The 19,856-nt window shown below is 35.4% G+C and carries 12 protein-coding genes; 7 read left to right on the top strand and 5 right to left on the bottom strand.

Annotated elements, in window-relative coordinates; all coding sequences use genetic code 11:
- Positions 1 to 45: 45 nt before the first annotated feature.
- The 4 genes from HX109_RS09320 to HX109_RS09305 all read left to right on the top strand — a co-directional run bounded on the left by HX109_RS09320 (position 46) and on the right by HX109_RS09305 (position 4,005).
- Complete coding sequence (locus HX109_RS09320; RefSeq protein ID WP_178951368.1) at positions 46 to 870, top strand: thymidylate synthase; 825 nt, start codon at positions 46 to 48, stop codon at positions 868 to 870.
- A 220-nt stretch (positions 871 to 1,090) separates the two neighbouring features.
- The gene (gene egtB, locus HX109_RS09315) at positions 1,091 to 2,254 is read left to right on the top strand and encodes an ergothioneine biosynthesis protein EgtB (RefSeq protein ID WP_178951363.1); all 1,164 of its coding nucleotides are present in this window, start codon (positions 1,091 to 1,093) and stop codon (positions 2,252 to 2,254) included.
- 19 nt (positions 2,255 to 2,273) lie between these two features.
- Positions 2,274 to 3,224: an L-histidine N(alpha)-methyltransferase gene (locus HX109_RS09310; protein WP_178951361.1), complete on the top strand. Its 951-nt coding sequence runs from the start codon at positions 2,274 to 2,276 to the stop codon at positions 3,222 to 3,224.
- 10 nt (positions 3,225 to 3,234) lie between these two features.
- Positions 3,235 to 4,005 (top strand): hypothetical protein, encoded by a 771-nt coding sequence (locus tag HX109_RS09305; RefSeq protein ID WP_178951359.1) that lies wholly within the window; start codon positions 3,235 to 3,237, stop codon positions 4,003 to 4,005.
- 3 nt (positions 4,006 to 4,008) lie between these two features.
- On the opposite strand, the gene HX109_RS09300 is transcribed toward HX109_RS09305, so the two are convergent.
- The 3 genes from HX109_RS09300 to HX109_RS09290 all read right to left on the bottom strand — a co-directional run bounded on the left by HX109_RS09300 (position 4,009) and on the right by HX109_RS09290 (position 7,585).
- Complete coding sequence (locus HX109_RS09300) at positions 4,009 to 4,305, bottom strand: isoamylase early set domain-containing protein (RefSeq protein WP_178951358.1); 297 nt, start codon at positions 4,303 to 4,305, stop codon at positions 4,009 to 4,011.
- A gap of 153 nt (positions 4,306 to 4,458) precedes the next feature.
- Positions 4,459 to 5,547 (bottom strand): aminotransferase class V-fold PLP-dependent enzyme, encoded by a 1,089-nt coding sequence (locus HX109_RS09295; RefSeq protein ID WP_178951356.1) that lies wholly within the window; start codon positions 5,545 to 5,547, stop codon positions 4,459 to 4,461.
- A gap of 58 nt (positions 5,548 to 5,605) precedes the next feature.
- Positions 5,606 to 7,585, bottom strand: a complete 1,980-nt coding sequence (locus HX109_RS09290; protein ID WP_178951354.1) for a putative porin — start codon at positions 7,583 to 7,585, stop codon at positions 5,606 to 5,608.
- Positions 7,586 to 7,915: 330 nt separating this feature from the next.
- Between HX109_RS09290 and HX109_RS09285 the strand changes: the two genes are divergently transcribed.
- Both HX109_RS09285 and HX109_RS09280 read left to right on the top strand, forming a co-directional pair.
- A complete protein-coding gene (locus tag HX109_RS09285; protein WP_178951352.1) occupies positions 7,916 to 8,512 on the top strand; it encodes a ribonuclease HII in 597 nt (198 codons plus the stop codon).
- Between the two features lie 135 nt (positions 8,513 to 8,647).
- On the top strand, positions 8,648 to 11,908 hold the full coding sequence (locus HX109_RS09280; protein ID WP_178951350.1) for a VCBS repeat-containing protein: 3,261 nt from the start codon (positions 8,648 to 8,650) through the stop codon (positions 11,906 to 11,908).
- 379 nt (positions 11,909 to 12,287) lie between these two features.
- Here the strand turns inward: HX109_RS09280 and HX109_RS09275 are convergent, their stop codons facing one another.
- Together HX109_RS09275 and HX109_RS09270 are read right to left on the bottom strand one after the other, a co-directional pair.
- Positions 12,288 to 13,796: a RagB/SusD family nutrient uptake outer membrane protein gene (locus HX109_RS09275; RefSeq protein ID WP_178951348.1), complete on the bottom strand. Its 1,509-nt coding sequence runs from the start codon at positions 13,794 to 13,796 to the stop codon at positions 12,288 to 12,290.
- Positions 13,797 to 13,806: 10 nt separating this feature from the next.
- Positions 13,807 to 17,067: a SusC/RagA family TonB-linked outer membrane protein gene (locus HX109_RS09270; RefSeq protein ID WP_178951346.1), complete on the bottom strand. Its 3,261-nt coding sequence runs from the start codon at positions 17,065 to 17,067 to the stop codon at positions 13,807 to 13,809.
- Positions 17,068 to 17,294: 227 nt separating this feature from the next.
- On the opposite strand from HX109_RS09270, the gene HX109_RS09265 reads away from it, so the two are divergent.
- A complete protein-coding gene (locus HX109_RS09265) occupies positions 17,295 to 19,742 on the top strand; it encodes a ribonuclease HII (protein ID WP_178951344.1) in 2,448 nt (815 codons plus the stop codon).
- Positions 19,743 to 19,856: the final 114 nt, after the last annotated feature.

The following is a 19,856-nucleotide window of genomic DNA, read 5'->3' as shown; positions in this document are numbered from 1 at the left end:
ATAACAAAAAAAAGCCTAAAACACTCACTTTAAGAACGATGTAAGATGAAACAATATCACGACCTTGTAAAGCACGTATTGGAAAATGGAAATGAAAAAGGAGACCGCACAGGAACGGGCACCAAAAGTGTTTTTGGTTATCAGATGCGTTTTGATTTAAGTGAAGGTTTCCCAATGGTTACGACCAAAAAACTTCATTTAAAATCCATTATTTACGAACTGTTGTGGTTTTTAAACGGGGATACCAATATAAAATACTTGCAAGACAATGGAGTGCGCATTTGGAACGAATGGGCAGATGAAAATGGAGATCTTGGTCCCGTATATGGGCACCAATGGCGCAATTGGAACAGTGAGGAAATAGATCAGATAAAAGAAATTATTGAAACCTTAAAAAACAATCCAAACAGCCGTAGAATGTTGGTCTCAGCATGGAACCCAAGTGTTTTGCCCGACACATCTGTTTCCTTTGCAGAAAATGTTAAAAACGGCAAAGCAGCTTTACCACCCTGTCATGCTTTTTTTCAATTCTACGTAGCCGACGGCAAATTATCTTGCCAACTGTACCAACGAAGTGCCGATATTTTTTTAGGTGTTCCTTTTAATATAGCTTCTTACGCGCTTTTAACAATGATGATGGCGCAAGTATGTGGATATGAAGCTGGTGACTTTATCCATACTTTTGGTGATGCCCATATTTACAACAATCATTTGGAGCAACTGGAATTGCAATTATCCAGAACCCCGAGACCACTCCCAACAATGCGATTGAACCCTGAAGTAAAGGATATTTTCAGTTTTAATTTTGAAGATTTCTCGTTGGAAAATTACGATCCACACCCACATATAAAAGGAGCGGTGGCAGTATAGAATTTAATGCCTATAATTTCTAAAACTAGGCTTCCTCATAATTAAGTATTTAACATCTTTTAACTAGCGATTCTGTAAAGCCTTTATTAAAATCGTTATTTTTATAAATAAATGACTTGACGCTCCGAGGTTTACAGTTGGGGTTGTTCAACCTTCGATTTCGAGAGTATGCCTTTTGGTTTTTTCGCGAAATTGGATGTCACTAAGAAAAAGATTTTAAATGTTAATAGCCAACGAAATTATAGTTAAATTTCTTCAAACACGCCAAGCTACTGAAGAGATTTGCGCACCGCTTACGCAGGAAGATTATGTGGTGCAGCCAACCGTAGATGTATCGCCCCCTAAATGGCATTTAGGCCATACTACTTGGTTTTTTGAAGAGTTTATACTTAAAAAATACGTAGAGAATTATAAAGAATTCGACCCGCAGTTTAGCTTTCTTTTTAATAGTTATTATGAAAGTATGGGCGAACGTGTTTTAAGAACCAACCGAGGGAATTTAACCCGGCCGTCTGTAGAGGAAGTCTACAGGTATCGCGACTATGTTACCAATCATTTATCAGAATTCTTGGATGACCATGCCAATGATGAAATAGCAAAACTTATTACCATTGGTATTCATCACGAAAAGCAGCACCAAGAACTGTTATTTACCGACATTAAGTATATTCTTGGCAACAATCCGCTACTACCTCATTTTTCAGAGACTTTTGAAGAGAACCTTATCGAAAAACAAAAATCGAAATGGATTAAAATTCCTGAGGGAATTTATGAAATAGGACATGCCACAACAGATTTCTGCTTTGATAATGAATTGGGGAAGCACAAAGTTTTTCTTCATAAATATAAAATCTCTAATAAGCTCGTTACCAATGCGGAATATTTAGAATTTATAGAAGATGGTGGCTATTCCAACTTCGCTTACTGGCATGCAGAAGGTTGGGACTGGGTGCAACAGAACGCTATTAAAAATCCGCTTTATTGGCATTTTATTGATAATGAATGGCATCAATACACTTTTAAAGGTTTAAAGCCCTTGGATTTGGAAGCACCGGTTACCCATATTTCGTATTATGAGGCTTTTGCCTATGCGGAGTGGCGTGGACTAAGGCTGCCCACAGAATTCGAATGGGAGGTAGCTCAAGATTATTTTGATTGGGGTAAGCGATGGGAATGGACCGAAAGTGCGTACGTACCCTATCCCTTTTACAAAAAAGAACCCGGAGCTTTAGGAGAATACAACGGTAAGTTTATGGTAAACCAAAAAGTGCTTCGAGGGGCATCTGTAGTAACCTCTAAAGACCATTCCCGGTATACCTACCGCAACTTTTTTCATCCACATTTAAGATGGCAATTCACAGGAATAAGACTTGCTAAAAGATAAATTACATACCAAAGAAAAAATGCCCAACTTTATAAACGCATTCGAAGAGGATGTGTATAAAGGCTTAACTGCCTATCCCAAAAAACTATCATCGAAATACTTTTACGATGAAAAAGGAGATAAAATATTTCAGCAAATAATGAATATGCCGGAATATTACCTCACCAACGCAGAATACTCTATTATTGAAGCCCATAAAAAAATATTGGCCGAAAAATTCTCGAACAGTATTGGTTTTGACCTTATTGAACTCGGTGCTGGAGACGGTAAGAAAACTAAAGTCCTTTTAAAACATTTGGACAAAGGGAACTACAAATTTTCCTACTTGCCCATAGACATTAGCAAATATGTACTGAAAGAACTGCAGGAATCTTTAAAGGAAGAACTTCCCAACGTAGATGTACAACCGCAAGAAGGTATGTATTTTGAAGTTTTAAAAAGACTCTCGGAATACAAACACAGAAAAAAAGTAATTATGGTGCTGGGATCGAATATTGGGAATCTTATGCATGACAAGGCTATTGAGTTCCTTCAGAATATTCAAAAAAGTATGAATCCAGGGGATTTATTGTTTATGGGGTTTGACCAAAAGAAGCATCCACAACAAATAATAAATGCGTATAGCGATGCTGCGGGAATCACAGAAGCGTTCAATAAAAACCTTCTCACCAGAATAAACCGTGAATTGGATGGAAACTTTAATTTAGACCAGTTTCTCCATTGGGAAACATACGACCCTGAAACCGGAACAGCCAAAAGTTTTTTAGTGGCAAAAGAAGCTCTAGAAGTGTCCATTAACAAACTTCAATTGGATGTAAAATTCAATGCCTGGGAAACCATACATACCGAAATTTCGCAGAAATACGATGACCATACTGTAAATTGGTTGGCATCCCAATCGAATTTAAAAGTAATCGATCAATATACCGATCAAGACAATCTTTTTAAAAACTATTTATTCAGTATTTAAAGTTAAGCTTATGGACCTTACAAACGAAATTCAGAATAAATTTCATCACCTATCACAATACCTCGCGGCGTTCAGCAATAGTTTTTTACCTAAAAGAGAAGATGATAGTCAGTCTGCCCTTTTGTGGTCCATTTCAAATAGTGCGTTACAATCGCAGAAAGTGGAACGCATTTTTTTAGAGTTAAGCTACCAAGATTTCTTTTTAAGGATTTATAACGGAAAGGATTTTAAAGAATTGGATCTTTTGGGACTTACAAAAAGCGGTATTGATTCATGGATACGTGAAACCATATCCGATTTTGGGTTGCCAGCGTCCAATTTTCATTATAATCTGGGATTCCAGCTAAATACCGATTTTGATACTTTTGTAGCCATTGATAATGATGATGAAAAGATAATCCTAAAGCTTATTGAGGACCGAAATATTGCTCAAAAAATATTGGAAGAGTTAAAGAAAGAATTCAAAACCACATCGACTGTTTATGTATGGCCGCACCATTTTGATACCGGACTCTTACTGTATACAAACGAAACCCGTAAAAAAGGATACAGTTTAGGCTATAGCAAAGCTGATAACAAAGTATGCGACCAACCTTATTACTATGCACAAGCATTTAGTGACAAGCAGATAGATTATACCAATTTGGAACAACTTACAACTGGACAATGGGTATTTGGCCAATGGCAAGGAGCCATAATCCCAACCGATCGACCTTATGACACCAAAACGATTGAAGAGTTTTATAGGGCCTTTATTGCGCTAATAAAACCAAGATTTTAAAATTTATACGGATAGTACAGCGTTTTCTGCGCCCGCATAATCATTCCAACGAAAATCGTCGGCTTCTTCTTCGTTTGTATAGCTCCCATCGATGATGTAACGAAATTCATAAGACTCGTCTTTTGGAACTTCAAATGTGCCTTTAAAATTTCCGTTTTTAAGTTTTTTCAATGCTGCCATCTCTGGATTCCACTCATTGAAATCTCCAACTACCAAAACATTTTCGGCGTTCTCTGCCGGTACTGTAAAAGTTACTTTACATACGGGTCTTGACTTTAGATATTGCTTTACAATTGCCATAATTAAGATGTTTTATTCAGTTAATTCTTTATCAAATGAATGAATTAAAATCATCATAAACAACTAGCATACAAATATTTATCATTTTATTAAAACAAGCTTAACTAAAAAAGAAGATTTATAAAATTTAGCTTCAGAAAATATTAAATCATATTATTGATGCTTTATAATATTACAAATCTTATCTATATCTTTTTTGGTGTTATAGAGGTGGAAGCTCAATCTCAAACCTTCCCCACGCATAGAAAAAATAACATCTCTAGCTTTTAAAGCATCGGTGATTTTTTGACTTAATGAAAGATTAAAAATTGTGGAATGTTCCTTTCTCTCTATTACTTTGTTTGAAAATACATTGAGTGCCGAAAATTTTTCTTTCGCATAGGTTGACAATTCTTTCATGTAATTTTCAATAAGATCCATCCCCATATCATTCAACTTTTCCACAGCAAAAAGCAAACTACCAAAATTTAACGTATCCAAGTGCCCAGGCTCGAAATGACATTGTAGATGATTTTTATGCTGGAGAAACGGTTCTTTCTGCGGTTCGAAAGGCAGGGATTCCTTGAAAATTTCTGAAACAGTATGCTCTTTAAAAACCATATATCCATTTCCATAACCAGCAAGCAACCACTTGTAACCGCTTCCACCTAAAACATCAATTCCAGACTTCTCAAAAGAAAATTTTTCCGTACCCACAAATTGGGTACCATCTGCAACGAAAAGGGTTTGAGGGTATTCTTTTTTTAGCTGATTAATAAACTCCAAATCGATTTTAGTTCCATCCAAATATTGTACAATACTAAAAGCAAAAATATCTGGTGTCTCTTTTGCAAAGGCATTTTTTATGTCTGTTTCGAGGTTTTCTTGTTCGTTAACAAACTCAACCTTTTTAAATCCGCTGCTTTTAAAGGGCCAATTGAGGGAAGGGTAATCCTTCTCAAGAAGTAAAACCACTTTATCTTTAGAAAGACCTGCGACCAATGTTTTTAGGGCGAAAGAAAAGTTTGGCACCAGCATGGTAAGATCTGACTGTGCATCTAAAAAATTGGCAACAGCCAACCTAACATCGGTTATTAGTTCGTCAGCCGATTCCCGGAACTTGCTTCCACCAATTAAAAAATCTAGGTCATGGGATTGCCGCCATTCCATTAATTCTTCAGAGAGCAGACCACTCGCTGCCGTATTGGCGTATGTATATTGCTTTACTAATGGAAAATCGTTTGAGAACTTTTCTATGGTCATCTTTATTCAGCTAAAATTACTTTATAAAGATAAACATCTAGCAGAAAAGAAACTCAACTTAGGTGAAGAAGTTCCAAACTACCCCAAAACGCACTATAAAATCGCGATAAGGATAATTGGGTGCCGTAAAATAATCTGGTTCTGTAAAAAATGTATTAAATTGTTCAGCCTTTAAGTAAATTCTCGTACGGCGAACCTTAGCATTTATAAAAAAGTCCATCATCGGAAAACCTCCAATTTCTTCTCTGTCCTGAATTAAAAGCTCCCCTAAAACCGGACTGTAAGAGTTCATATAATACTCCGTGAAATATTTTGCGGTAAGCCCCACTTGAAGATATAGCGCTTTTTTGAATAAATGATTGGAATAATACAAAGTATTCCTCGTGGTAAATTGAGGGACATTTATAATGTTTTCACTTTGATTTACGTTTTGATACATTATAGTATTCGCCAATCCCCACCGACGAAGAAAATGCAAATCGTTGCTAAACTTAACTTTTATGGAATTTATAGAACCTGAAAACTGATTTGGAAGTACCCGCTGCACATCATCTGCAATGGTCGATGTAGAATCTCCCGTATCTAGGTCCTCTTGAAAATAAGCATATTTATCCCTAATGGTGTACGAAACACTCAACTCTCCCCATTTTTTTGAAGCTACGCTTCCTTCCAGGGTACTTATACTTTGCTTTTCAAAATCGTCATTTTGCCAATTGTACGACCTATAGTCACTTTGATAAAGCAAGAAATTAAAGTTTGGCATTCTAGAAGAAGCATGTAGGTTTGCTTTTACATTGATATCATCATTAACATCGTAACCCATTTCAGCATTTAGCAGAGTCCCTCCCATCTCGCCTACGATGTTTTGGGTAAAATCGGCCGCTACCAAAAATCCGCCGATACGTTTTTTCCATTTTCCACCTAAGGAAATTTCGTTGTCCCTTAATTGATTCTCAATAGTTTGATCTTCCTGCACCACCAAACTATTAAAATAGTAATTATAGCGATAGAAGTTCACAAGAAAAGATGCCTCCCCAATTATCTTATTATCGTAGTTTAGATTTAACTGATTGTTCAATGCTTTAAAACGGGAACGATCTTCAAGATCTGATGATTGATACGCTTCCCCAAAATACGTATTGGCATTATCTTGACGGAACTCATAGGTTTTTGTTTCATACATTAATTGATGCCCAATGGAGAGTCCGTAATTTCTAAGCGAATCCTGCTCTTTAAACAGATAATACCGATGATCTAAAAAATACCTCTTACCCAACAAGAAATTTTCTGCATCCTCAAAGCGAACATCGATTCGGGAACGATCTTTAAACTCATCGTCTCCAGAAGTGAATTGATCTGGAACAGCCAACCCCCCATTTTCTTCATTTAAAATATCTTGGGAAGTGTAATGCCCCCTCATTTGGTATTTCCCGTTCTTGGTTTGATAATTGGTGGTGAACCTAAAATTCCCCGAGCTCGATAAAATGTGTTGATATTTCCCCAGAGAGCGCGTTCCCTTATAAGCAAGGGAAAAATTAAACTGCGGGGAAGTATTTAATGTAATTAATGCATCCAAAATTTGGCCTTGCTCCATAACGGTTTTATAGAACAATTCTGTGGTTGGCGTTGGCACCCTGTAATAATCCACATCTTCCACCTCCAAATAATTATTGTATTTAGCTTCTTCCCCCATTCTCGGGTAAAAGCCTTTTAATTTAGTTTCAGCACCTAATAAATTATAGGTTTGCCCAACATTGGCGAAAGGCAGTAATTCGAAATTATCTTTACGGAGGTAGTTGTATTTATACTCTTTAAAAATGGTAAGTGTAGTATCGAAATGAGTGGTATCCCTAGCGTATGAAATAATCTTATAATCCTCAATGGGAAAATCCTTTTTATCTTCTTTCTTTTTATTGAATTTTCTTTCTGAAGTAGCCAAGGAGGTATCGGTTGCAACCTCTCTATCAATCTCTGTTTGTGCGTAACCAAAACCCAATCCAAAACTTAGGAATATCCAAATAAAATTAAAATACTTCACACGTTTAAATTTATCAATCACTTAATCTCTGTCTAACTATAAATATAATCCTTCCATTCGTGGGTAGGAACTCCACTCTTATGTTATTAATTTGAAAGCAAAGGTATATTATTTGCTTGAAATGCCCATCAATAAATTGAAAACCTACTAATCCCGAAAAGAGTGTTGTACATTTGGTTACCAAACAACTATTAATAATAGATGAATATTAAAAAATGAAAACCTCACCGCCCAATTTTCAATTTTTATTCCCCCACAAGGTTGCTATAGCCATTACTTTTTTAACTTTGAAGAATTGCATTTACATCTATTTCTTAAATAACGAAAAAAATGCTGAAATCTTATAGCCATTTCAAGTGGGAAGCCGGTACCGATGAAGCTGGCAGGGGTTGCTTAGCTGGGCCAGTTACGGCAGCAGCAGTTATTCTCCCGTCTGAATTTGAAAATACAATAATAAACGATTCAAAGCAGTTGACTGAAATTAAAAGAAACCTATTGAGACCCATAATTGAAACGCAAGCTGTTTGCTTTGGAGTCGCCCATATTTTTCCTTCGGAAATAGATAAAATTAATATTCTAAACGCCTCTATTCTGGGAATGCATCGTGCGCTTGATCAATTGCAGACTGATATAGAACACATTATAGTTGACGGCAACAGATTTAAAAATTACCATAAAATTCCGCATCAATGTATCATTAAAGGGGATAGTAAATATTTAAGTATAGCGGCAGCTTCCATATTGGCCAAGACGTATCGAGATGCTTACATGGAGCAAATTCACGAAGAATATCCAATGTACAATTGGAAAAAAAATAAAGGCTATCCTACCAAAGAGCATCGCGCGGCCATAGAAAAATATGGAGCAACCAAATATCACCGAAAGACGTTCAGGTTATTACCAGAGCAGTTGAAGCTGGGGTTGTGAAAACTGTATATTTTCAAAAAATACTTTGAATAACAAACGCTCTTGTGGAAGATAATAGATTTTAGTTTAATTAAATTTCCCCTATTCAAAAAAAAAGAAACTGTTATATTTAATTTTTATTTAACTTAAATGTTTATGAGTTTACGACATATATCAATATTTGGTAACATTCTCTTTATTTTATTTGCTTGCACGAAAGAGAAGGAACCAGCATTAATTAGTAATGACGACTACCTTTTTAATTCAATCCCTTCGGAAATATCTGGAGTAGATTTCGTCAATGAGATTAAGGAGAGCTCCAATCAAAGTATTATTAATTATATCTATTACTATAACGGAGGAGGAGTTGCGGCGGGGGATATCAACAATGATGGCCTACAAGATCTATATTTCGTTTCGAACCAGGGTAAAAATAGACTTTACCTCAATAAAGGTGAAATGAAATTTGAAGATATTACTGACAAAGCGATGGTTCAAAGTAATTCTGACTGGAATACCGGAGTAACTATGGTGGATATTAACAATGATGGCTATTTGGATATTTACCTGTGTTCTGTTTCCGGCTTATTAGACTTTAAAGGACACAACGAGTTATTTATCAATAACGGAGATGGGACTTTTTCAGAAAAGTCGGCTGAATATGGCTTAAATCATAAAGGCTACTCAACTCAAGCTTACTTCTTCGACTATGATAAAGACGATGATTTAGACGTTTATATTGTAAATCATGCTATACACACTACATTATCCCATGGAAAAGCAGATATAAGAAACAAAAGGGTTTCCAAGGTTGGAGATGTTTTACTCAAAAATGAATCGGGAAAATATAAGGATGTTAGCGAAGAAGCTAAAATTTATGGTGGGCTCAACGGTTATGGCCTAAGCGCTTCTATTTCAGACTTCAACAATGACGGCTGGGATGATATTTATGTTTGCAACGATTTCCATGAAGATGATTACTATTACCTTAACAAAGGAGACGGAACATTTGTAGAATCACTTAATAAATCCTTCTCCACTATTAGTCGTTTTTCTATGGGAAGTGATGCCGCAGACATTAACAACGATGGCTTTATCGATTTAATCACTCTCGACATGTTACCCAAGGATGAGAAAGTAAAAAAAGAAAGTGAAGGGGATGATGCAATGTATAATATGCAAAATTATTTAAGTGATCTTGGATATAAAGATCAGTACGCCAGAAATATGCTTCAAATAAATAGTGGTAATGGCTCTTTTGTCGAAACTGCATTATTCAATAACCTTGCGGCAACGGATTGGAGTTGGGGGCCTCTTTTTGCGGATTTTGATAATGACGGCCATCAAGACCTTTTTATCTCTAATGGAATTTTAAGAAGGCCTAACGATCTTGATTTCAAGAATTACGTCTCTAATGCTTTTAAAAACAGATCGCATAGCCGGGGAATTGAATGGCTGTACAACTCTATAGATAAAATGCCTTCGGGCGCTGTTTCAAATGAAATTTTCAAAGGTAATTCCAGTAAATTCGATAGAAAAACAGGGAAATGGTTTGAAGAAAAAGCTTCCCTAAGCAATGGTGCATTGTATTGCGATTTGGACAATGATGGAGATTTGGATATTGTTTTAAATAATTTGAATAGCGCTTCTGAAATTTTAGAAAATAAATCCGAATCAACTTCAAACAAGTACATTAATCTATCTTTTGAATATACCAAAGGAAATTTCTCAGGTATAGGCGTGAAAGCAGTTATTTACTCAGGAAATTTAATTCAAAAAAAGCAATTGTTTCGCTCTAGAGGCTTTTTATCTTCAAAGGACAATAGGCTTCATTTTGGATTGGGAAATAATCAATATATTGACTCTATAAAGATTATATGGCCAGATAATTCACTTCAAAAAATTGGTAGAACTGCCGTAAACCAAAATCTCTTAGTAACCTTCAAAGACACACTTTCTAAGTATAAGTTTGTAAATAAACCCTTTGAAAAACCATTTAGAAAAGATAATGATTTTATTACATTCATGCATGAGGAAGATAAATACGACGACTTTCACAATGAAAAACTTATTCCCTATGCAGTTTCACGCTTAGGACCAGCAGTGGCAACTGGAGATATAGATGGAAATGGTTTTGTAGACTTATTCCTTGGGAATTCTTCTGGCCACACTGCTAAGCTTTATATGAATTCTGGATCCTCTTTTAATTTAAAAGGCATTCCTGGAATAGAATCTGACTCGCTTTACGAAGACAATGCTGCTGAATTTTTTGATGCGGATGGTGATGGAGATTTAGATTTGTATATAGCCTCAGGCATAAGCTCACGATCTAAGAATGGAACTTATGGAGATAGGTTTTATTTGAACAACAAAGGAAATTTCAGCAAAACACAGAATAGGATTCCCGATAACAACTTCAATGCCAGGGTTGTCTCAGCAATTGATTACGATAAAGATGGAGACATTGATCTATTTATTGGAAATTACTCGAAAGAAGGAGATTTTGGTCAAGAAGTATTTTCATTGTTATTACAAAACGATGGTAAAGGTAAGTTCATTCAAAATACTAATTTCGAACTGAGAACTCATGTAACGGATGCAATCTGGGAAGATCTTGACAACAATGGATATCCAGACTTAATAGTATCTTCAGAATGGGATAGTCCTAAAATATTCTACAACAACAAAGGTAAATTGACAGCTTCAGATGATTTAAAAATTAATGGACTTTGGCAAACATTACTATTGTTTGACATAGATTTGGATGGCGACAAAGATATTATTCTTGGCAATTGGGGCCTCAACACTCATTTTCATGCAAGCACTGAAAAACCTTTGAGAATGTATTATTCAGATTTTAATAATGACGGTTATAAAGAAACTATTATAGCATATAATGTAGACGATAAATATTATCCGATTAATTCAAAAATGGAGTTAGAATCCCAAATAAATTTTATTAAGAAAAAATACACTACAAATAAGCTTTTTTCGTCTCAAACAATAGAAGAAATATTTGGGTCTAAAGAAATAAAAAAATCTAAGATTTTCGAAATTTCAACGCTCTCGTCGGGATATTTGGTCAATGAAAACGGAAATTTCACCAACTTCATCCCTCTTAGTAATGAATTACAAATGGCTCCAATTACTGCTTTTGAAAAAATCGATTATGATGATGAACAATACTTACTGATAACCGGAAACAAATTAGGAGTAAACACCTACCATGGAGGCTATAGTTCGTTAAAGGGCTTTTTTCTGAAAAATTCAGATGAAATTATCAAAGCCTCAGATCTTGGAATTTTATCTATTGATTCAGAAGTAGTGGCTACAAAAATAATACAATGTGAAAATGAAGATAAACTTTTCATAATAAGTAATAATTCACCTTTAGAAGTTTATACTATAAAGAATTAATAATCACCTTTTAAAACCTCACTAGAAAAGGCTATTCCATATCTTAAAAAACTGTTATTTTAAGCAAATCATTGTCTCTTTTATTCAAAATCTTGCTAAAAATAATCAAACAATACTTTGACCTTAAACAGCATAACCATTTTTTAGTTTGCATAGGTTTATCTCGCTATTTTACTTGATAAAGAAACCACTGAATAACAATTACATTAAGAGAGCTTACTTCTCGAATCTAATATATTCCATAGTTATTTACGTCAGATTACCTTAGTGAGGGACGAGCTTAGAAATTAAAAAGCCCACCTTAAGGTGGGCTTTTCTAATTATTTAAGCAATTCAAATAAAACTACTATAATAGCAGTATGCTACTAATACACATTTGTTAATTCTGTGTAGTAATATTATTATTATCCTGTAATTCTTGTTGTGGAATTTCAAAAGTTAGTCTTTCATCATCGAAAGGCATCGGAACTCCTTGGAAAGATAAGTGGTTATCTCCTCTAACAACGGTTTCCTCATTACGCTTTAGTGCTAAATAACTTTTACCCTCACCCCATAACTCCAAACGAGTCTGCTTATATATTTCTTCAATCAAGGCCTGTCCACTTAATCCACTAATATAAGAAGCATCATCCACTCTGGTGGATACAAAATCTGTAAGGGCTGCGATAGCTGCACTTTCCTGTCCAGACTTCGCCAGCGCTTCAATATTCAAAAGAAGTGGTTCTTCATACCTCATATAGATGTAATCTGCTTTCACTATCTGCGATGTTCCAAAGATAACACGATCTGAGTCATAGAATTTAAATAATGGCTGCAAATGCCTTGAGCTCTCAGGATTATTCAAAAATTGATCCCTTCGAATATCATCGGGTTGCATGCTACCGTAAAGGTCGGAATCCATGCCCTTGTTATCTCCTACTGCGGCATAACTATAGGAATAGGCATCAATCTGCCCCCACCAAGAAACTAGACCTAAGGCAATATCCGAAGTAAGATCTACGCCCCACATCCAGCCTTGAGAATTTACATCGTTGAAACCACCAAATATACCATTAATAGAATCATCATCAGTCATTGGTGATGCTGTTGTATTTAAAAGCACCTCATTTGTTAAATTAACGACATCTTGCCATCTGTCTCTTCTCGAACCCAATACATAAGCCAAAATTGTTTGCGCCACTTCTTTATTAACCTGAGTTTTTGATGGTCTTGCAAACCCATCTAGCAAATCAATTGCTCTAGTCAAATCATCCTCCATAAGCGCATAAACTTCCTCCGTAGTCGATTTAGGATTTCCAACAAAACCAGGTTCAGTGTAGATAGGGAGTGTTTCTGAAGTCCAAGAAGCCTCTACGTCGTTGATCATAAACTGAGTTAAATAAAAATAGGAATGTGCTCTCATCGCTAAAGCCTGACCAAAGATATGTTGAAGGTCTTCGTCTTGTAAAACAGCATCATTACCCCCTAAACTTTCAATAACTAAGTTGGCTTGATTTATTACTCTATAGTAGTATCTCCAAACTTGATAATTCTCTTGTTGAGTAAAGTCAGTTGCGGCCTGTAGTTCTGTAATTCTGGCCCTATACCATCCAAACGAGCTAACAGTTAAGGCCATATCCCCAGAAATCATGTCTCCATAAACATCATAACCTTTTTGCCCAAAATCCTGTTGAGATGTAGTGCCCCCTGTACCAGTAGTAAACATCGTCGCGTATATACCTGTAATTGTACCAGCGCCCAATTCAGGGTTCTTCTCAACTGCTTCTGATAATTGGTCTGCGTTAATAATATTTCCAGTAGGTTCTTCTACCAAGAAATCGTCTCCACAGCTTATCGACAAGGATGCTAAACATGCAATCCATATAAAATTTTTCATATTTCTTTTCATTATTCTTTTTTTAAAATTTTGCTCTAACTCCAAAAGTAAATGTAGTTAAAGGAGCATAAAGCCCTCTACCAGAATTACCACTTTCGCTAGTAGTTGGATTAAATCCATCTCTAGCTCCCTCAAAAAATAAGTTATCTCCAGAAACAAATAAATTAAGTCCTGTCATCCCGAATTGATCTAATGACTTCTTAGGGAAAGAATAGCCTAAAACAATATTATTCAAAGCTATAAAATCGGTCTTAGTCAAATAACGAGTTGATTGAGATAGGATATTTGGAATAACACGATCAGCAATTAATGGAACGTCTGTAATGTCGCCAGGCTCTCTCCATCTATTTCGCACATCTGTATGTCTATTTGTTGCTAAAATACCCCCATTATTATCATGCATTAATTCAGCATACTGGGCATCGTAACCCCAACCGCCGATAGAATAGGTGAATTGTGCAGACAAGCTAAAATTATGTACTTTGGTGTTTAAACGAAAAGCACCAGCTACATCTGGAATACCAGATTTATCTACATATTTTTGAGTTGCATCAGCATAGGTCTTCGTTGTTTGACTGTTAATATTTGCATCAGGATTCTCACTAAGATAAGGTGTTAAGGATGCAATTGATTCTCCTGCATCTAACGTTCCATTCCCATTTAAATCGTCATAATATTGATTCCATATAGGATATCCATCTGCGGGATCAACACCAGCATATTCTCTCATATAAAAATCATATATAGAACTTCCTTCAGAATATCCGTAGCGATTAACAATATTAAGAACCGATGGTTCTCCTGTTTCTGGATCAAGAGGCATGGTTCTAATTTCGTTGTCATAAATTGCTCCATTAACAGAAAGATCAATCTTAACATCTTGAGTATTCAAAATATGCCCTGTAAAGTCAAATTCTAGACCACTATTTCGAAGAACCCCATCATTTACAGTTATAACTGCCACTCCAGAAGAAGGTGATATTCTTCTATCAAAAATAAGATTATCCGTATCTTTAATATAATAATCAATAGTAGCATCTAAAAAATTACCTAAAGTAAACTCAACACCCGCCTGATATTGATCTGAAGTTTCCCAAGTTAAAGATGGGTTAGCAAAAAGTTCTGGTGCTACGGCAAACTCCCCTCCTAGGTTTGTAACACCAAAAGTATTAATTCCTGTATAGAAATCAACCCCGCTTTCATCCCCAGTAACACCATATGAAGCTTTTATTTTTAAATATCTTAATAAATTATTCCCTGACAAAAATTCTTCATTAGATAAAACCCAAGCTCCACCGATTGAACCAAAGGTATCCCATTTGTCGTTAGCAAATCTTGAAGACCCATCCCTACGAACTGAAGCCGTTAGAAAATACTTTCTATCAAAATCATAATTAAATTGACCAAAATAAGACTCTAAAGTTCTAGCCTGTTTGAAACCTGTTGGATTTTGTAAATTGATAATGTAGTTATCCAATTCTCGACCTTGAGGAATAATAGCTTTAGCCTTAAAAGCTGTTTCAATTGTCTCTTCGAAGTCATTACTTTCATGAGCAACCAATACTTCAAAAGAATGCTTATCAAAAGATTTCTTATAGCGGAGCAATTGCAAGAAGTTTGTTGTTAAACTCTCTGTCGTTGTCTGAAATAAATCACCTTCATTGGCAGTGGCAACCCCGTAAAATTGATTTCCTACTGATATCGCATCATTGTTAAAATATTGCATACCAAAGGTCGTTTCAAATGTTAAACCTTCAGCAATATTTAAAGTAGCATTAAAACTACCTATTATTTCATTCCTATCAGTTCCATTATAATCATAAAGAGCAGAACCAACAGGGTTTAATTGATCAGAGGTTGGCCTTGTTCTAAAACCTGAGGCAGAACCATAATCATACTGATTACCGCCAAAAATCGGATCAGGGACCAATTGATAATTATCATCCCGAAGAAAAACAGGGTAAATTGGCGGTGTCTTATCTGCAAACTCAAATAGATTTTCTGCACCATCAGTTTGACCATTATTTAAACTTTCAGAATATGTATAACCTAAATTAGCTCCTACGTTTAACCAATCTTTTATATCGGATCTAACATTGATACGTGTATTATATCGTTTGTAGCTTGAATTGATAGCATAACCATCATCATCAAGAAATCCTCCTGAAATATAATAGGAAGATTTTTCATCTCCTCCACCCATTCTCAAGTTTGCCTCATTTCTAAAACCAGAATTGAAGGAAGCATCTTCATAGCGCATAGGGGTGTATCTTCTAGTAACTCCTGACCGCACTTGACCTGTAGCTGGATCAATCAATTCTGCTCCATTGGCAACATTCCACATATTATAGCCAGGTGGCAAAATAGTTGTAAATAAATTATTGTTTACAGTTTCAATAGGGTTCGGATTTCCAGTTAAAATCTCTCTATTAACTTTAGCTTCCCACATAAGCCCAATTGATTCTTCAGGAGAAGTAATTACATCATACCTCGGTAATAACTGAGTATTAACACCGGTTTTAACATCAACCTCTATAAAATTACCTCTGCCACTACCAGATTTGGTAGTGATTAAAACCACACCATTAGCACCACGAGAACCATAGATGGCAGTTGCAGTTGCATCTTTTAATATTGTAGTACTCTTAATATCATTTGGATTAATGGCGTTTAAACTACCATTATTAACCCTTTCTCCGTCCCCATCAAGGGATGCTGTTGTTAACGGCACTCCATCTACTACGTAAAGTGGAGCTCTGTTACCGTTTACAGAACCAAAACCACGAATACGAACTGTAGAGGTAGAACCAGGTTGCCCGGAGGTATTAATTACCTGAACCCCTGCAGCCTCTCCAGCCAAAGATTGCGTGATGTTAGGATTGTTTTTAAGTTCAATATCTTCAGTTGAAATAGTAGTTGCAGTACCGGTATATGCTTCTTTGGTGGTTGTTCCATAACCTACTACTACAACTTCTTCAAGTGCCTGCGAATCTTGTTCCAGAGTTACATTTATTGAACTTGCAGCACCTACAGTTCGTTCTTCTGTTTTCTGACCCACGTAGGAAAACACCAATGTTTCTCCTGTTGAAGCACTAATAGAATAGTTACCGTCAAAATCTGTTTGGGTACCCGTAGTTGTACCTTTAACAGTAACGTTTGCCCCCGGTAAAGGAAGCCCGTCCTGGTCTGTTACCACACCAGTAATTGTTTTCTCCTGTCCATAGGAGAATTGTAATACCAACGCCATAAATAGCGTCAGCAACCAAGTAAACTTCGATCTCATATTTTAATTAATTTGAATTTAGCGTAGCACGAATATCTTAAAATTTTATTAAAAACAAAAATATAAATACTAAATTAAGTTAATTATTAAAGAGTATTTAATACAATTATTAATTTACTGATTATATTCTACAACAGTGCAATTGCTATTTTTTAATCACTATTTAATTAGTATTTTCAAGTTAAATTTAAAGTCTTAATTCTATTTTTGTTTAAAAGATTTTTTTCATGAGACAACTCCTTGTTATTCTAGGCATTTCATGCTGCTTACTCCAATCGTGTGAAAAACAAAAGGAAGTATCCACAGACCAAATCATAGCCTATACCCCCCGCCAAGCAACTGTGGTAATAAAAATCAATGACTTTGATAGATTTAAAAGTGAATTAATCAATAATGATTTTTTAAAAATCATAAAAAAGAGTACTGTTCATCAAGAGGCTAATTCACTGGTTTCTACACTCCAATATTTACATCCTAAAAAAACATCCCTTTTAGCCTTTAATGAGATTGGAAAAAATAAATTTGAGTATACCTTCGTTAGTAAAAATAATACCAACCTTTTTCAATTAGATTCAACTGTCAACAGAAAAATGGAAACCATTGCTTATGAGGGCGCCAACATAAAAATTTTAACAATCAATAATAAAAAACTCTTTAGCACCTCCATAAATGACTACTTTATCGGTTCTTCTTCGCGGCTCATTATTGAGAATATGATTAGAAATTCAGGAAAAATGAAAGCTAATCCCTCCCTGGAAAAACTTTATCTAGTGGCTCAAAATAATTCCGCGGCCAATATATTTGTAAATCACAAAAAAGGCCAAGATTTCTTTCCCAATGTTTTATCAGAAACTATTTCGAAACATTTGGTGAATTTTAATGATTGGACCTCTGTGGATGCGAGTATTGCTCAAGATTACATTAAACTTAACGGACTTGCCGTTACGAAAGATTCTACCAACAACACTTTAAATGTTTTTAAATACACTACCCCAAGAAACAGCTTGGCGGCAGAAATAGTTCCGCTAAATGCAACTTATTACATTTCCTATCCCGGGCTACAGGGAAACGAACCTAAAAAGTCTCAACTAACAGACTCGCTCTTTAACGGCACTACGGAAATGATAGAAATGGGACTTAAGGACACAAAGCTCTTCGCTTTTCAGGTTGAAGATAATTTAGATTTCGAAGACCGCCTCCAAAAATATGTAAAGGAAAAGAAAAACTTTAGGGATTATAATGTTTGGGAACTGAACCAAGAAAATATTATAGAACTCCATTTTTCTAAAATAACTAAAGGAATCAACACAAATTTCGTGGCAAAGATTGACGATTTTTATGTTTTTGCTGAAAATGAAAATTTGATAGAAGACCTCATTTCCTATTACCAAAATAGCGCTACTCTTTCTCAATTGCCTTCTTATAGAAATTTAAGAAACGAACTAGCAGATGAATCTACCATTTTAGCCATTGGAAATTTAGAAAGACTAAAGAACAGCGATGCTATTTTAAATGAAGAATTTAAAAAAACTATCTCAGACAAGTCTTTTGATGACTATAAGTTTATAGCTTTTCAATACATAGCAGAAGGGGATTTTGCGCACTTTCACGCTTTGTTAAAAAAGGCAAGTACCTCTACAGTACAATCAAATATCATTACGCAAATGTTCACGACAACTCTAGATAATGATATTGCAACGCAGCCACAGTTTGTTCTCAATCATTACACTAAGAAAAAAGAAATTGTAGTTCAAGATGTTGATAACAATCTATATTTAATAGGTACCGATGGAAAGGTTTTATGGAAAAAGAAATTGGACAGTAAAATAAATGGAGACATCACGCAAATAGACCTCTATAGAAATGGGCGTTTACAACTGGCTTTTACGACTAAAAATAGGTTTAGGGTCGTGGATAGAAACGGGGAAGATGTCTCTCCATTTCCATTGGACTTCAGCAATGAAATCACTCAACCCCTAGCCGTCTTCGATTACAGCATTACCAAAGACTACCGGTTTGTAGTAATTATGGGCAAAAAAATAAAAATGTACGATAGAAACGGACAAATAGTAGATGGTTTTATTTTGAAAGAAACTGAAAACACCATTATCAACAAGGCTAAGCACATCCGCATTGGAAATAAAGATTACATCATCCTTCAAGAAAAAGATGGAAAACTGGACATTCTTCACCGAACCGGGGATTTAAGGGTGCGTGTAAAAGGTTCTATTGATTTTTCCGGAAATGAAGTTTATCTATACGACCGAAAGTTCACAACCACCAATACCTCTGGAGATTTAATTCAGGTAGACCAAAATGGAGGACTCAATAAAATCGAACTTGGACTAAAAGATAACCATCTCATTGATGCAACTGTAAACACCCTTGCCACTATTTCTGAAAATAAATTGACTATTAATGGTAACGAGGCAACATTAGATTTTGGAATATACACCCAGCCCAAAATATTTTATATAGGGGATAAGATTTATGTATCCACCACCGACAAACAAACGCACAAAGTATATTTGTTTGATAGTAACGCCAAAATGATTGAAAACTTTCCGGTTTACGGAGACTCTGCAGTAGATCTTGATGACATTGATAATGACAAAAACCTCGAGATAGTAACAGTGGGAGATAAAAACTCAGTGATTTGTTATAAACTTAATTGAGCTACTTAAATTTCATATGAACCCCGTAGTTGGGTCGACAAAAAGATTGGCAATATATTTTTACGCTCGCTATTTTTTACGAAAAGGGACTGCCAAGGGACATCTCTTGTTCTT

Source organism: Galbibacter sp. BG1, assembly GCF_013391805.1.
Lineage (GTDB): Bacteria > Bacteroidota > Bacteroidia > Flavobacteriales > Flavobacteriaceae > Galbibacter.
Note: the sequence above shows the minus strand (reverse complement) of the source record. Positions and strands in the feature narration are given on the sequence as shown.

Bases quoted from the DNA above. Each gene is read 5' to 3' on its own strand.
- HX109_RS09305 (WP_178951359.1), top strand. From the start codon at position 3,235: ATGGACCTTACAAACGAAATTCAGAATAAATTTCATCACCTATCACAA.
- HX109_RS09280 (WP_178951350.1), top strand. From the start codon at position 8,648: ATGAGTTTACGACATATATCAATATTTGGTAACATTCTCTTTATTTTA.
- HX109_RS09295 (WP_178951356.1), bottom strand. From the start codon at position 5,547: ATGACCATAGAAAAGTTCTCAAACGATTTTCCATTAGTAAAGCAATAT.
- HX109_RS09265 (WP_178951344.1), top strand. From the start codon at position 17,295: ATGAGACAACTCCTTGTTATTCTAGGCATTTCATGCTGCTTACTCCAA.
- HX109_RS09285 (WP_178951352.1), top strand. From the start codon at position 7,916: ATGCTGAAATCTTATAGCCATTTCAAGTGGGAAGCCGGTACCGATGAA.
- HX109_RS09300 (WP_178951358.1), bottom strand. From the start codon at position 4,305: ATGGCAATTGTAAAGCAATATCTAAAGTCAAGACCCGTATGTAAAGTA.
- HX109_RS09270 (WP_178951346.1), bottom strand. From the start codon at position 17,067: ATGAGATCGAAGTTTACTTGGTTGCTGACGCTATTTATGGCGTTGGTA.
- HX109_RS09320 (WP_178951368.1), top strand. From the start codon at position 46: ATGAAACAATATCACGACCTTGTAAAGCACGTATTGGAAAATGGAAAT.
- HX109_RS09275 (WP_178951348.1), bottom strand. From the start codon at position 13,796: ATGAAAAGAAATATGAAAAATTTTATATGGATTGCATGTTTAGCATCC.
- egtB (WP_178951363.1), top strand. From the start codon at position 1,091: ATGTTAATAGCCAACGAAATTATAGTTAAATTTCTTCAAACACGCCAA.
- HX109_RS09310 (WP_178951361.1), top strand. From the start codon at position 2,274: ATGCCCAACTTTATAAACGCATTCGAAGAGGATGTGTATAAAGGCTTA.